The sequence below is a fragment of the Parasedimentitalea nitratireducens genome, from assembly GCF_057444295.1.
The window spans coordinates 1-14,725 of sequence record NZ_JBYAXC010000019.1 but is presented as its reverse complement, the minus strand read 5'-3'; the positions used below and the strand labels follow the sequence as shown (position 1 = coordinate 14,725).

General features: G+C 52.7%; 13 protein-coding genes, 1 tRNA gene and 1 pseudogene. 10 read left to right on the top strand and 5 right to left on the bottom strand.

Annotated elements, in window-relative coordinates; translation table 11 throughout:
• The gene (locus AC2T28_RS23595; RefSeq protein ID WP_486751062.1) at nt 1-1,296 is read left to right on the top strand and encodes a cytochrome-c peroxidase; all 1,296 of its coding nucleotides are present in this window, start codon (nt 1-3) and stop codon (nt 1,294-1,296) included.
• On the opposite strand, the gene AC2T28_RS23590 is transcribed toward AC2T28_RS23595, so the two are convergent.
• The gene (locus tag AC2T28_RS23590) at nt 1,290-2,804 is read right to left on the bottom strand and encodes a CRTAC1 family protein (RefSeq protein ID WP_486751061.1); all 1,515 of its coding nucleotides are present in this window, start codon (nt 2,802-2,804) and stop codon (nt 1,290-1,292) included. The two genes, AC2T28_RS23595 and AC2T28_RS23590, sit on opposite strands and share 7 nt — an antisense overlap.
• The gene (locus AC2T28_RS23585) at nt 2,794-4,011 is read right to left on the bottom strand and encodes an ROK family protein (RefSeq protein WP_486751084.1); all 1,218 of its coding nucleotides are present in this window, start codon (nt 4,009-4,011) and stop codon (nt 2,794-2,796) included. The genes AC2T28_RS23590 and AC2T28_RS23585 overlap by 11 nt, the downstream gene beginning before the upstream one ends.
• 166 nt (nt 4,012-4,177) lie before the next feature.
• Here AC2T28_RS23585 and xylF point away from each other — a divergent pair, with 166 nt between their 5' ends.
• The 3 genes from xylF (at nt 4,178) to AC2T28_RS23570 (ending at nt 7,382) form a co-directional block, all read left to right on the top strand.
• Complete coding sequence (gene xylF, locus AC2T28_RS23580; RefSeq protein ID WP_486751060.1) at nt 4,178-5,206, top strand: D-xylose ABC transporter substrate-binding protein; 1,029 nt, start codon at nt 4,178-4,180, stop codon at nt 5,204-5,206.
• Between the two features lie 80 nt (nt 5,207-5,286).
• Nucleotides 5,287-6,588: a sugar ABC transporter permease gene (locus AC2T28_RS23575; protein WP_486751059.1), complete on the top strand. Its 1,302-nt coding sequence runs from the start codon at nt 5,287-5,289 to the stop codon at nt 6,586-6,588.
• The gene (locus AC2T28_RS23570; protein ID WP_486751058.1) at nt 6,585-7,382 is read left to right on the top strand and encodes an ATP-binding cassette domain-containing protein; all 798 of its coding nucleotides are present in this window, start codon (nt 6,585-6,587) and stop codon (nt 7,380-7,382) included. Before AC2T28_RS23575 ends, AC2T28_RS23570 begins: the two co-directional genes overlap by 4 nt.
• A gap of 478 nt (nt 7,383-7,860) precedes the next feature.
• On the opposite strand, the pseudogene AC2T28_RS23565 reads toward AC2T28_RS23570, so the two are convergent.
• Nucleotides 7,861-8,094, bottom strand: a pseudogene (locus AC2T28_RS23565) (transposase); the annotation flags it as partial.
• Between the two features lie 123 nt (nt 8,095-8,217).
• On the opposite strand from AC2T28_RS23565, the gene htpG reads away from it, so the two are divergent.
• Entirely contained in the window at nt 8,218-10,083 is a 1,866-nt protein-coding gene (htpG, locus tag AC2T28_RS23560) for a molecular chaperone HtpG (RefSeq protein WP_486751057.1), read from the top strand.
• 427 nt (nt 10,084-10,510) lie between these two features.
• Here the strand turns inward: htpG and AC2T28_RS23555 are convergent, their stop codons facing one another.
• Nucleotides 10,511-11,431 carry a LysR family transcriptional regulator gene (locus AC2T28_RS23555; protein ID WP_486751056.1) on the bottom strand — a complete coding sequence of 307 codons (921 nt, stop codon included), beginning with the start codon at nt 11,429-11,431 and terminating at the stop codon, nt 10,511-10,513.
• A 153-nt stretch (nt 11,432-11,584) separates the two neighbouring features.
• Between AC2T28_RS23555 and AC2T28_RS23550 the strand changes: the two genes are divergently transcribed.
• The 5 genes from AC2T28_RS23550 (at nt 11,585) to AC2T28_RS23530 (ending at nt 14,250) form a co-directional block, all read left to right on the top strand.
• A complete protein-coding gene (locus AC2T28_RS23550; protein WP_486751055.1) occupies nt 11,585-12,448 on the top strand; it encodes an NmrA family NAD(P)-binding protein in 864 nt (287 codons plus the stop codon).
• 220 nt (nt 12,449-12,668) lie between these two features.
• Nucleotides 12,669-12,926, top strand: coding sequence for a hypothetical protein (locus tag AC2T28_RS23545; protein WP_486751054.1), 258 nt, complete (start codon nt 12,669-12,671; stop codon nt 12,924-12,926).
• A gap of 134 nt (nt 12,927-13,060) precedes the next feature.
• Nucleotides 13,061-13,309, top strand: a complete 249-nt coding sequence (locus AC2T28_RS23540; RefSeq protein WP_486751053.1) for a hypothetical protein — start codon at nt 13,061-13,063, stop codon at nt 13,307-13,309.
• 198 nt (nt 13,310-13,507) lie between these two features.
• On the top strand, nt 13,508-13,984 hold the full coding sequence (locus AC2T28_RS23535; protein WP_486751052.1) for a GNAT family N-acetyltransferase: 477 nt from the start codon (nt 13,508-13,510) through the stop codon (nt 13,982-13,984).
• Between the two features lie 188 nt (nt 13,985-14,172).
• Nucleotides 14,173-14,250, top strand: a tRNA-Arg gene (locus AC2T28_RS23530).
• Nucleotides 14,251-14,276: 26 nt separating this feature from the next.
• Here the strand turns inward: AC2T28_RS23530 and AC2T28_RS23525 are convergent.
• Nucleotides 14,277-14,624, bottom strand: coding sequence for a tyrosine-type recombinase/integrase (locus AC2T28_RS23525; RefSeq protein ID WP_486751083.1), 348 nt, complete (start codon nt 14,622-14,624; stop codon nt 14,277-14,279).
• Nucleotides 14,625-14,725: the final 101 nt, after the last annotated feature.

Sequence of the window (14,725 nt, the reverse complement as noted above, 5' to 3'; positions counted from 1 at the left end):
ATGAAATGGATGATTGTCGGCGCCCTGTTGGCAACTGGGGCTGAGGCACAGGATCTGGGGCCACGACCTGTGTTTCCTGAGATGGACTCACTACGTGTTCAGCTTGGACAACTGCTGTTTTATGATCCCATCTTATCCGGCAACCGGAACATAAGCTGCGGCACCTGCCATCATCCTCGGTTTGGCACCTCTGACGGTATGTCACTGTCGGTAGGAGAGGGGGGGATCGGGCTTGGCCCGGACCGGCGTATTGATCCGAACAACGTTCCCGAAGACCGTTTGCCCCGTAATGCACCGGCCCTGTGGAACCTGGGTGCCAAAGAATACACCTCCTTTTTCCATGACGGTCGGTTAGAAATTGATCCGGACAAGCCAGGTGGCATCCGAACACCGCTGGGCGCTGAAATGGTTGTTGGCTTTGAAAGTGTTTTGGCCGCGCAGGCGATGTTCCCGGTTCTGGCCAGTGATGAAATGGCAGGACATTATTCAGAAAATGAAGTGTCACAGGCGGTTCGCTTGGGTCATCTGAGTATCAAGGACGGGGCCTGGGACAAAATTGCAGCGCGGGTTGCGGCAATACCAGAATACCGCACTGCCTTTGATGCTGTTCTGGGGGATCAGGAACCCATTAAATTCACTGACATTGCCAATGTCATTGCCGATTTCACCAGCGTTGAATGGCGGGCGGATGACAGCCCGTTTGACCGTGCCCTGATGGGGGGAAGTCCACTGCCGGATGACGCGGCTCGCGGTCAGGAATTGTTTTATGGCGAGGCTGGGTGCTCCAACTGTCATTCGGGCTGGCTGCAAACGGACCATGATTTTCACGCGATTGCCATGCCGCAAATCGGGCCGGGGAAATCGGCACCGTTTGAGAGCCACGCGCGCGATGACGGTCGCATGCGCGTGACTGGAGATCCGGATGACCGGTATAAATTCCTCACTCCCTCGCTGCGCAATGTATCTGAAACTGGACCATATGGCCACAACGGTGCATACGCGAGTTTAGAAGCGATAGTGCGTCATCACCTTGATCCGGTTGCATCCTTACTTGCCTATGATCCTACACAGGTGGTGTTCCACGACATCAATGATGCTGACGATTGGCGTGTCGTGGCGGACAGGGATGAAATGGCGCGTCTGTCGGCAGCAAATGAATTGCTGCCGGTCGCGCTGGATGATGATGCCGTGGCGGATCTAATGGCGTTTTTACACAGTCTGACAGATACGGAATCCACCAAAGGCCGACTGGGTGTGCCGACACAGGTGCCCAGTGGATTGCCTGTTGATCAATGATCCAGTGTAACAATCTGGTTGGCGGTGAATCGCTGCCAATCAGATGTGCGTTGATCAGGGCGTATAATTCTGATCTCGGCGTCTGTGTTCTGCCCAAGCCCAAAATGAATTTGCCCAGCTTGTCCGCTGGCATGTCCACCGCCAACTGTAATTTCGCGCGTTTGCACTCGATCTCCGGTGCGTAGTTCCACATGTGTACCAACGGACTGGGTATTGCTGGCGAGGGGGGCAAGTTGCACCATCAGCCAGTTTTTCTGGGCGGCGGTGTTTTGGTACAGTTCCATCTGCGCCCGTCGGTTCACTACAGCCAGATCCAGCCGTCCATCCAGGTTCAGGTCTATCAGAGCTGCGCCGCGGGATCGTGCGAGATTGGCGATTCCCGCTGCTTGGCCATGCTCGCTAAACGTGCCGTCTGACGCTTGCATAAGCAGGTTGTTCGGATCATTCATAGCCGCACCGGGCATCTGTTCGACATTGCCTTTGGCCACAAAAATATCGTCCAACCCATCGTTGTCTACATCGCCAAATGCCGCGTGCCACCCGGTAGAGGGGCGCCCATCGCCGCCAGTGTAAGGGCGGTGTGCAGTTGTTCCACGCTCATAAGTGGCATCGCGATAAAACGGGCCACCTTTGTGCGGCTCGAAATATTGGAACTTCTGGTCGCCCATCGAGGTTAGGTAAACATCGGCAAAGCCATCACCACTTAGATCCCGAGAGGCAATTCCCATGCCCCACAGGAAATAGGGCTGCCAGCCATCCTCTTCTGAATACAGGCGTGGCGTGTCTTCCATCGCCCACATCTGTTCTTGGCCTCCGCGCACATAGTAATGCCGGTCATTGCTGATCCGTAGATCTGCACGACCCGACCGGGACCAATCTGAAAACAGCATGGATAAGGCACAGAATCCGGGCTCCAAACGTTCGGCTGGCCCATAGGATTGACCATTGGGGCGGTAAAGCAATGTCACATCACAGGTCTCAAACGGGCCATCGGGATGGTTGCGGTCGACATAAGTGCCAAAAGCCAGCGTTGGCAACGTATTCCCCGTCTCCCAAGTTGCAGAAAACGCTGTGGTCCAGTGGTCGCCGCTTTCAAAACCCAGATTAACGAAGGATGAGAACGCGCAATTTCCCAGACCTTGCATCAGCATGTCCGGCCCGTTGCGAAGGATTGCCAGATCCAGGATCGCATCCCCGTTGATATCCAGCGGATAGGCTCCGATGACACCAGTTACCGCAAGTGCGTCGGGCGTATTTGCTTTGAAAGACAAATCTTGACCCGCGCCGGCTGTCGTGTTGAGCATAAGCTGCGCCGGGTTTTCACCTCTGGCAGCATATAGCTCTGGAAGCTGATCTCCGTTGCAGTCAAAGGCGGCGACGCCACCGCCGACGAAATATTCCCAACCACCTGAATAGACATGTTCGGGCAGGGGGCGCTGAGAATAACTCACGTCGGCAAAAGCCGACGGTGCGATCAGCCCGAGGGCTAGCGCCAATTTATTTTTCACTGTTTGCAAGCTCCCGAATGGCTAGAACTGAGACTTCTTCAATTGCGTAGGCCGCCGCGCCTTTTGCCCACATTAAATCGCCCCAACTGTGTACGAGAACTTCTGGTGACGGGGCATCGACCTGTACGACCCAGCGCTGCATCTCTTGAATGACTTCATCAGAATAGAGATAGTCGAAAGAAAGCCGAGCACCGGATAGTATGATCAGCTTTGGGTCAAAGATATTGACCACATTTGCCAAACCCATGGCAAACATGCGTCCGGCACGATCGAAGATAGAGCGTGCCATCTGATCGCCGGATTGGGCGGCCTCTACCAGTTGCCCAAGATCCCTGTGGCCGACGCCGCCATTGGTGATGTTGGCCTCTCGCAACAGTGCATAGTCACCTACATAGGCCTCGAGGCAGCCGCGCTGGCCACATTGGCATAGCGCACCTTCTAATTGGACTTTGGTATGGCCAAACTCGGCGCCGCAGCCGCGGGATCCTCGGTAAATCTCGTTGTCTACTACAATTCCCATGCCAACGCCGTGTTCAATTGTGATCACAACAAAATCGCTGACATTTTGCCCCTTGCCAAAAAGATGTTCAGCTTTTGCAACCAGATTGGCGTCATTATCGATAAAAATCGGGCAGGGGGTGTACCGGGCAAGATGGGCACCAAAATCTACATTGCGTTCGTCCAGCGACGAGGACCAGTAGACAAAATTGCGCTTTGCATCCACCAGCCCAGCAAGCCCAACACCGATCCCGGAAATTGTGCTCACATCAAACCCGCCCTTGCTGCAGGCCTGGGCTAGGGCGTCCATGATCAACGTGCACAGTTCTGCGACTGGCATGCGGGCCTGCCGAAGCGGCATCTCGTGGTCGACAATGTCATTGCCCTCGAAATCGAGGAGCACCACCGAAATCACCCGATGAGACACTTTGATCCCGGCAATTCTGTGCGCATCGCCACGAATTTTGAGAGCAACCCGTGGTCGGCCGCGCTTGGCTTCTTGTCGTGGGGCATCCGGTGTAATTTCTTCGATCAGCCCGACATCAATCAGCTCGGCGGTTATTGCTGTTACCGTTGCGGGGCTGACCCGTGTGGCTGTTGAAATATCAATACGCGCAATACTGCCCGCTGCCCGGATCGTATCGATGACCTGCTGCTTGCCACTTTCGCGTTGCTCGCTCGAATGCGAGAGACGGTTTGTTTTTATCAATTTGTCACTCCCTGCGAGACCAATAAACCATCGGTACGCTCTTGGTAATAGGTACCTCCGTGAGTAGGGTACATGATTTAATTTGAATTTCAAAAAAAATAATGCTAAACCGATCTTGTACGGAGAGCTCGGTTTCACGAGCCCTTTGAGAACAGGGAGGAATACAATGAAATTTTTGAGTGGAATCTCTCTGGCCGCAGCTGTGGCCATGACCGGTTCGGCGGCCTTTGCCGCTGATTTGACTGTTGGCGTAAGTTGGTCGAACTTTCAGGAAGAGCGCTGGAAAACTGATGAGGCCGCCATCAAGGGTGCTTTGGAAGCCGGGGGCGCTGATTACATTTCTGCTGATGCACAATCTTCGTCATCCAAGCAGCTGTCAGATATCGAAAACCTGATCGCCCAAGGGGCAGATGTACTAATCGTTCTGGCACAGGATACTCAGGCCATTGGCCCGGCTATTCAGGCTGCTGCCGACGAAGGCATTCCGGTCATTGCCTATGATCGTTTAATCGAAGACAGCCGCGCCTTCTACCTGACCTTTGACAATGTCGAAGTTGGCCGCATGCAGGCCCGTGCCGTTCTGGACGCCCTGCCTGCCGGTAACTATGTCATGATCAAGGGGTCGCCGACTGATCCGAACGCTGATTTCCTGCGTGGTGGCCAACAGGAAGTCATTCAGGCTGCGGTTGACAGCGGCAAAATCAAAATTGTTGCCGAAGCCTATACTGATGGCTGGCTGCCTGCGAATGCTCAGCGCAACATGGAGCAGATCCTAACGGCTAACGACAACAAAGTTGACGCTGTGATTGCGTCCAACGATGGCACCGCTGGTGGTGTTGTTGCAGCTCTGACCGCTCAGGGCATGGAAGGGCTTCCCGTGTCTGGCCAGGATGGTGATCATGCTGCGCTGAACCGCGTTGCACTGGGTACTCAGACTGTTTCGGTTTGGAAAGATGCCCGTGATCTGGGCAAAAATGCTGGTGAAATCGCTGTTGCTCTGGCTGGCGGCGCCGCTTTGTCAGACGTAGCAGGATCAGCGGCTTGGACGTCACCCGGTGGTACAGACATGACATCGATGTTCCTGGCACCCGTTCCTGTGACTGCTGACAACCTGAGTGTTGTTGTCGACGCTGGCTGGATCAGCAAAGACAAGCTGTGTCAGGGTGTGACCAACGGTCCTGCCCCCTGTAACTAAACTCTGGTCTTAATACCTTGCGCGTCCCTTTCAATTTGGGGCGCGCTTTTGAAAATCACTGCTGTATCTGGAGTTCGGACATGACCGAAACCACGTCTCAGCCGATCCCGACCCAATCAAAACGCAACATGTTCCAGCAGCTGGAGCTTGACGTGCGACTATTGGGAATGATCGGTGCCTTTGTCATCCTGTGTATCGGGTTCAACATTTTAACGGATGGGCGATTTCTAAGCCCACGGAACCTGTTCAACCTGACGATCCAGACAGTATCAGTCGCGATCATGGCGACGGGCATGGTGTTTGTTATTGTGATGCGCCACATTGATCTGTCTGTTGGCGGAGTATTGGCGGTGAGTTCAGCCGTTATGGCGTTGGTGCAAACTAAATTCCTACCGACGTATCTGGGCCTGGGATTTGATCATCCTTTGACCTGGATAATTGCCATCGCAATTGGTCTGAGTATCGGTACATTGATCGGTGCGTTTCAAGGATGGCTGGTTGGGTATCAAAGCGTTCCGGCCTTTATCGTGACCCTTGGTGGGTTTCTGGTCTGGAGGAACTATGGCTGGTTGTTCACGTCCGGGCAGACAATTGGACCGTTGGATAAAAACTTCTTAGTTCTGGGTGGCGTCAGTGGCACCATGGGAGAAGCAATTAGCTGGACCATTGGGGTGATTGCGGTTGCGATTTCGCTCTGGGCAATGATCTCTTCCCGTCGCGGTCGTATCCAGCATGGTTTCCCGGCAAAGCCTGCCTGGGCTGAAGGTGTAGTCATGGGCATCGTGACCTGTGCCATTCTGGGCTTTATCTGGATCCTGAATTCTTATGATATTCCAACGCGAAAACTGCAGCGCATGTTCGAGGCAAAAGGCGAGGTGATGCCAGAGGGGCTGGAAGTTGGTTATGGTTTGCCAATCTCGGTTCTGATCCTGATTGCAACTGCCATTGTCATGACCGTTATCGCACGCCGTACACGTTTGGGGCGATACATCTTTGCGACCGGCGGTAATCCAGATGCGGCTGACTTGTCCGGCATCAATACCCGTCTGCTGACCGTTAAGGTATTCGCAATTATGGGTTTCCTCTGTGCGCTTTCAGCCGTTGTTGCTTCGGCACGCCTGCAAAATCATACCAATGACATCGGGACACTTGACGAGTTGCGGGTGATTGCTGCTGCGGTCATTGGTGGAACAGCGTTGGCTGGCGGTGCCGGGACGATTTATGGTGCCATCCTTGGGGCGCTTGTTATGCAAAGCCTACAGTCCGGTATGGCGATGGTCGGCGTTGATGCGCCGCTGCAGAACATCGTGGTTGGATCGGTGCTGGTTTTTGCGGTTTGGCTGGACATTCAATACCGCAAGCGGTTGGGGGCAAAAATATGACGGCTTCAGAAGTTAAAACAGCTCAACAGCGGCGCATGGATGGGGATACGCCACTGGTCGAGTTGAAAGACATATGTGTTTCATTTGGCGGCATTCACGCCGTGGACCAAGTCAGCGTTGATCTGCATCCGGGCGAAGTTGTGGGTCTGCTGGGTCATAACGGTGCAGGCAAATCGACCCTAATTAAGGTGCTGTCCGGCGCCTATCAGATGGACAGCGGCGAGATCCGCATCAACGGCGACAAGGCCGTCATCACCAATCCTCGGGATGCGCGCAGCTACAACGTCGAGACCATTTATCAGACACTTGCTTTGGCTGATAATCTTGATGCTGCGTCTAACCTGTTCCTGGGCCGTGAGTTGATTACTTCGGTTGGTCTTGTTGATGATGCAGCGATGGAAGCGGAATGTCGCAAGATCATGGGTGGGCTGAACCCGAACTTTAGCAAGTTTGCGGAGCCGGTCAGTGCGTTGTCCGGTGGTCAGCGCCAGTCTGTCGCCATTGCGCGGGCGGTCTATTTCAACGCCAAAATCTTGATCATGGACGAACCGACCGCTGCCTTGGGTCCGCAAGAGACCCAGATGGTGGCCGAGCTGATCCAAAAGCTAAAGGCCCAGGGCATCGGGATATTCTTGATTGACCACGATGTTCATGCCGTGATGGAACTCTGCGACAGGGCGAGTGTGATGAAAAATGGTCAGCTTGTTGGAACCGTGAATATCGATGAGGTCACCGATGATGACCTTTTGTCGATGATCATTTTGGGCAAAGTGCCGAACCATTCAGTCGCGTAGTTATCTGACGTAGTCCGGTTTCAGATGCAGCATGCGACAAAGCCCAATGACATTTAACAGGCTCATTGGGCTTTGTTGCACAAACCTGATGATGGTCGTGCTAGCCTTCACCTCAGACGGATTTCGCCTACAGCTATTGTTCGAGGAACGCCAAGAACTGCGAAACCATTTAGGATCGCGGCACAGATTTGGATCTCGGAAACCTGACGACCGAAGTCCCGCGCTAAGCGAGCAGTTTCACACAGCGCATTTTGTCCCTACGCGGCTCCGGCGGCGGTATTCAGTTAGCAGTCGGCAAAATGCGCAGTCCAGGTACTTTGAGGATCAGACCGTTTCGTTTCTCGCCTTCGCTCTCAGCTTTGATGCTAGTGCTATCTATCAGCAGGCGCAGCAGTCCCGCTTAGCCCTGAGATGGATGGCAACCGACAGCGCCCTTTGCTCCTTCTCGTTCAAATAAACATGCACCACCAAGCAGTGGACGACACAAGGTGCTGAAATCTGGCAATGCCCTGTCCAATCCAACCAGTTCCAATAAGCTTTCCACAAACCCAGTTGTCGGCCGTAAGGGCAATCCGAACATCACTTTGATGGCCAGGTAAGTTTGTATGGCAACGTCACTATGGGCTTGTCGCGGTCCACGCATACCAGAAGGATCGGCTTTTCAATCTATCCCCGTGTCGAACCAGATCGAAAGAGATCTTCTACACTTCAGGGAAAGGTTTTAATCCGCCCCCCTTGAGCCGTGTAAGAAACGTGAGGTTGAAACACTTGTTTCCCTTCCTTAAATTGCGCACGAATTCGATTAATTTCCGTAAGATAACCAGGAGCCATATTTGTGACTGATACTGGCGTAAAAGAGACATTTTCCTTTCAAACTGAGGTAGGCCAATTACTCGAAATTGTCGCCGGATCTCTTTACTCGAACCGCGAAATTTTCCTGAGAGAGCTTGTTTCAAACGCTTCTGATGCCTGTGATAAGCTTCGCTACCAGGCTCTCACGGATCCCACATTGACCGATGGTTCTGATCAGTTTTCAATTTCGCTTGAGATCGACGCGAAGGCCAAAACCCTGTTCGTTTCGGACAACGGGATTGGGATGAGCCACGACGACTTACTTGAAACGCTCGGAACAATCGCAAAGTCAGGTACGGGAGCTTTTCTCAACGCCTTGAAGGATGGTGAAAAAGGCGAAATGGGTCTAATTGGCCAGTTTGGCGTCGGTTTCTATTCTGCATTCATGGTGGCCGACAAAGTAGACGTTTTGACGCGAAAAGCGGGCGAAGACACGAGCTGGCAGTGGTCATCGGACGGTAAAGGCGAATTTACGATTGAGCCCGGTGATAGGGTCGCATGCGGCACAACTGTGGTGCTACACCTGAAGAAGGACGCGAAAGAGTTCCTCGAAGAGGTCCGCGTTCGCCATATTATCAAGACCTATTCTGATCACATTAGCTTTCCGGTGACGCTGGGTGGCGAAGCTCTAAATTCGGCCTCTGCCATTTGGACCCGTGCCCCAAAGGATGTGACCGAAGAGCAGCACACAGAGTTCTACCATCATACTTCGCATGCCTTTGATAAGCCTTGGCTTACCTTGCATAGCCATGTCGAAGGCGCGGTGAGCCACACGAGCCTTCTGTATGTGCCCACGACCGCCCCAATGGATCTGTACGACGCTGAACGCAAAAGCCATGTGAAGCTTTATGTGAATCGGGTGTTTATCTCGGAAAACACCAAGGATCTTGTGCCTGCTTATCTGAGGTTCCTTCGGGGTGTCGTCGACTCACAAGACCTCTCGCTGAATGTGTCTCGTGAGATGCTCCAGTCAGACCCGACGCTTGCGAAAATCAAGACAGCGCTCAGCAAGAAGGTGATCGGAGCGCTCAAGAAGAAAGCCAACAAGGCTCCAGAGGAATACACCAGCTTTTGGGAGAACTTTGGCGCTGTCGTAAAAGAAGGCTTGATCGAAGATCCGACCTTGCGGGATCGGCTGCTTGAAATTTGTCGTTTCTCTTCAACCCTCAACACTGAGCCGACCAGTCTTGTAGACTACGTTGGTCGCTGCAAAGAGGGCCAGGACGCGATTTACTACATCACGGGTGACGATGCGAAAAAGATATCGCAGTCACCACATCTGGAAGGCTTTAAGGCCAAAGGCGTGGAAGTCCTGTTGTTGGCAGACCATGTCGATGAGTTCTGGCTTCAACATATCACTGAATTTGAAGGCAAGACGTTCAAGTCTGTTACTCGCGGAGCAACTGATCTGGATAAAATCAGTGGTGATTCAGATGCAGCCGACGACAAGGATGATGCAGAGACACCTGAACTTGATAATCTTATTGCAGCGGTAAAGCTAGAACTTGGAGATTTGGTCAAAGATGTGCGCCCGTCCAAGCGGTTAACCGATAGCCCGGTGTGCTTGATCGCAGACGATGGCGACATGGACGTCAATCTGGAACGGCTGCTGAAGCAACATGGCCAGTTGATGGAAGGCATGCCGCGGGTTCTGGAACTAAACCCAGACCACAGAGTTGTGAAAAAGTTGGCCGAACGTGCAAAAGGCGACGCGGTTGCGTCAGATACGTTGCTACAAGATGCGGCGCATTTGTTGCTGGATCAGGCTCGGATTTCAGATGGAGAGGCACCTTCTGATCCTGCGGAATTCGTTCGCCGCCTTAGCGCAGTAATGGATAGTGCATTATAGCGTCTCGCGGGTGTGCGGCCTGTTAGCCATTTCCTGTCTGGTGGCCGGGATAGCTGCCAGAACATGATGCCTCGGTAACAGATTGTTGCATGCCTACCTATGGCCAAAGCTTCCCAGCTTCGGTCAGTATCCATAGTTGCCAAGACAATTCTGATTTTCTTTTCTGAGGAGTAGTGCCTGAGGGGCGCCCGTTTGATATCTTTGACGATCTTCTCGCTAGGGCTTTTGCGTATTCCTGTTGTCTTTCTCATCGTCCACTCCTCAGTGGTTACGATGAGCCAAGAATTCTCTCTTATCATATAGCGATATTTGGACCCATAAGCGCTGACGTCAGAGAGCCATGCAGATACTGCAGAATGGCGCCAGGCAGCCAGTGAATACCGAGATTTGTTGGCCGATCTGGATGGGTCGTCAGACTTCGGCAGTGTCAATGTCCGCCGGGCCAGTCACCAGCTGCACTAGCTGACTTCCCCGAAATCTTTTGCTCGCGCTTGTGTAGTGCCTTTACCAAATAGCGAACACATACCCGAACCCGTTCAGTTGAGATCAGATCTGGATGGGTCAAGGCCCAGGTCGGCAGGGAATGCGCGTCCTTGGGCTCTGTCAGGCGTACTAGGTCAGGGTCAGGATCGGCGGCAAAGCAATTTAGGAATGCAAACCCCATACCCGAACTAACGGCACTTTGCTGCGCCTGCATGTCAGAAATAACGTGAGCCACTTTACAGTCAGGATACGGTGAATTTTGCCGCCAATGGGCCAGCACACCTTTGCCACCCAAGGCAATCCATTCTGCATTTGGGTTGCTGCCGGTAAAGTTGTGCGTGTCGATATAGTCCTGGGTTGCATAGATCGTGTTGGCAAAACCAGGCAGTCGATGCGCAACCAAATTGTCTTCAGGCTGAACCTGAAATCGAATGGCAATATCGGCGTTTCGCCGCCGCAGGTCAGCAACCTCAAATGTGGCATCGACGTCTAGTTCGATCTGCGGATAGAGCGCTGTGAATTCAGCTAGAATGGGCATGAGCAATTGTTGCGCCAATATCGGTGGTGTCGAAATCCGTACCGGGCCTGCGAGACGGCCATCACGGCCAAACACCTCACGTTCCATACTTAGTATTTCGCTTTCCACCCGCTCGGCCCGTTCGACAAGTGCCTCCCCGATATCGGTCAGTACAAAACCATCCGGCTGGCGCACAAAAAGCTTGATACCCAATTGATCCTCCATCGCCTGCAATCGGCGCGACACTGTCGAGTGGCTCACGTTTAAAAGCTTGGAGGCGGCACGCACCGAGCGCCCACGCAGGACCGCCAGAAAAATGCGCAGGTCATCCCATTCAAAAACTTTCATTGGACCCTCTCTTGTTGTCGCAGCGTTGCCTATGTGTGGTGCAAGAACGGAACGAGAAATTGCAGTTATAGCCAGTTCCTCTCCTTGTTTGCACCAGTTACTTTTGAGCCAGACATTCATGCAGCCCTATAATGGCCCATCGGAGAACTGAAAATGAAAAACAATATCCTCATCATCGGCGGCACCGGCAATATCGGTACACCGCTGGTCGATCTTTTGAAACGCAGCGACGAAAACTATCGCGTCCTGGTACGGAGCGACGAAAATGAAATCAAATTGGCGGCAGCGGGTGTTCCCACCATTCGCGCAGAACTGGGCGATTGGCCTAGTGTTGAGACCGCGCTAGAAAACATCGATACAGTGTTCCTTCTCAGCGCGCCGTCACCAGATATGTCCGATCTTCACAAAGGGCTGATTGATCGGGCCAAATCCGCAAACGTGCGCAAAGTTGTGCGACTGTCGGCTGAGCCTGCGAACTATTGCAAAGGCCTTCCGATGTACGAACAACACAGCGAAGTCGACGAATACTTGGCCACAAGCGGATTGGAGTATGTCATTCTAAGGCCGCACTATTTTATGCAGAATATCCCGCAAATGCATGCTACTTTCATGAAGGATCAAGGCATGTTCGCACAATACATGGGCAACACCCGCATTCCTATGGTGGACACACGTGATATTGCAAAGGCAGCGCTCGCAGCTTTGAAATCGGACGCGTTCAACGGCAAAATCCACTACTTAACCGGCCCGCAATCAATCAGTTTTGATGATGTCGCTAAAGCGTTTTCAAAGCCCTTGGGCAAAGAGATTAGCTATGTGAACTTACCTTATGAGGATCAGAAGGCTGGGCTTGAGGCCTACGGGGCACCCGAAATGATCGTTACAACGGTCATGACGTTGTTCAAACGCTGGGCCGAGGGGGCGGATCAACCCGCAACCGATGACTACGAGAAAATCACCGGTGAAAAAGCCACTGATATAGTCAAGTTTGCGGCAGATTTTGCACCGTCGATGTAAACCATAGACCAAGGTTCAGAAAACCATTGCCGCGCCGCTCGGATAGCAAAGCGAGTGGCGCGTTGCAAAATACATACTTTGTTTTGCAACGAGGACGAACAAACAGCCCCTGTTCCCAGGCCAGTTGCCACATGTGCTATTCGCAAGCTTTTTCCGGGCGCTTCATGTGAAAAGTCAAACTGGGATTGAAGCGGATGAAACGCATGAATTCAGTCGGAGTATGACCGTCATTGGTGTCGGAAGCGCACCTGCACTTGTCAACGCCGCTCATCTTGATGGCGCTGGTCTTGCTCCTATCGCTGCTCTTGGTTCAGTTCGTCACGTCATCAAACTTGATGCGTATCATGGTCGGGACAAAGCCGTTCTACAACAGCGAGATAGGATCAAACGAAAGACGCTCGAAGCGCGCCGCTTGCATCACAAAAAACGCGCCGCATTATCAAACCAGCCAGATGAGCCAAACGCTCTCTTAGCTTAGACCACCTTTGGACCCAAAAACTCTGCCGACGGGCAGTTCGCGAGTATCTGGGGCAACGAAACACCAATTTGAAGCGTGCTATCGGGAGGGCATCGTTCGACCTCTTGTCCCGCGAACCGAAAGAGGGGGGGCGTGTGCCAATTTGTATTCAGTTGTTTGCATCTGGACAATTTCTCGGAAAGATTGCCCTACTGCCAAAATTGGGTGCAGTGGATGACTGCAATTTGCATCCGATTTCTTATGCCGCTCAGCGTGGGGCAGGGCGTTTTGAAGTCCTCTTCGCTGAGATCCTCGATGGTAACTTCTCAGCATTTGTTCAATCAGAAAAACCTGAGAATTGGGCGATTTATTTAGGTCCCGGATCTGTAGTGACTATGAAATGATCCGCCTAACACACCCCAGAAAATCATCGATTTTAAGGCTCGCCTCGGCGGGCTTTCTTGTTGCAGTTTCCATGGTTTCGCGGGATCTTACCCCGACTCTCGCGGGATCCTTGCTCCGAGCCGGAAATAGTCAAGTGTAACTAATTGTATTGTAAGGGTTCTTCAGGTCACTTGGAGATAACTTTGGAGGGATTCGCAATGTCTGCGTTTGAAATCAGCCTAGCCCCAACTGGTGATCCGGCTGCGGCGCGGTTGATTGATCGGCATTTGTCGCTGATGGCGTCGCAGTCTCCGGCTGAAAGTTGCCATGCACAGGGACAAACTGATCTGGACGCAGCGGATGCGCAGCTTTTCCTGTTGCGGCGGGATGGTGTGGCTATTGCCATGGGTGCGCTGAAAGCACTGGACGACGGCGCGCTGGAACTTAAATCCATGCACACTGTGTCCGAAGCCCGAGGCAGCGGTGCCGGGCGGGCGATGCTGGGTCATTTGTTGACCCTTGCACGCGAGAGTGGCGCGCCAAGTGTCTATCTTGAAACCGGTTCGAGTGATGACTTTGTTGCGTCTCGACGTCTGTACGCATCGCTGGGTTTTGTTGAATGTCCGCCATATTCAAGCTACGTCGAAGACCCATTGTCTACGTTCATGTATTTGGATTTGAGCAGTGCAAACTGAGGCTTGAAAGCTTTTGGTTCAGCGGTTTTCAAGAAATTTCTCTGGTTAATCAGACACAGTGACCGCATATTTGTTTTGGTACAAAGTGCGCGCAACGGCTTGTTTGCAGACGGGTTGTGCACCGAAGAAAATATCAAGTATCTACCAAGTTGACATCGCTGTGTTTTAGCTCCAATAAAACGACACGCGGGCCGTTAGCTCAGCTGGATTAGAGCAGGGAACTTCTAATTCTCAGGTCGGGGGTTCGAGTCCTCCACGGCTCGCCAGTTCCTCTTTAACCTATTGAAAAGCCTCAATGTTTACGGGCAGTTTTGGATTGTTTTACAGGGTTCTGGTCTTGTTCCGTTCCCAAAAACGCAGTTCGGCGTTGTGCTTTTCGAGTGTATGCCTCGACTTCATTGAGCGTGGTGTGACCTACCCATGCTTGCATTTGCAAAACGGTGGCACCATTCTCTGATAATTCGTTCATTCGGTATTTGCGTAAGCCGTGGGCGGCCAGCTTTAGCAAGCCAGCTTCTGTGCAGGCGGCGGAGAACCATTGTGAAAAGCTCTTTGGGGATCGAGGCTTTCCATGAACGGTGGTGAGAAACACCATGTGCGTTGATTGGTAGCTGAGAAGTGTCTCGCGCTCGCTTTCCAGTCCGAGGGCTGGGCAGGTCCACGGGTGTGCGTCGGCAGAGTTTTTGGGTCCAAAGGCAGCCTAAACTAAGAGAAAGTTTGGCTCATCTGGTTGGTTTGATT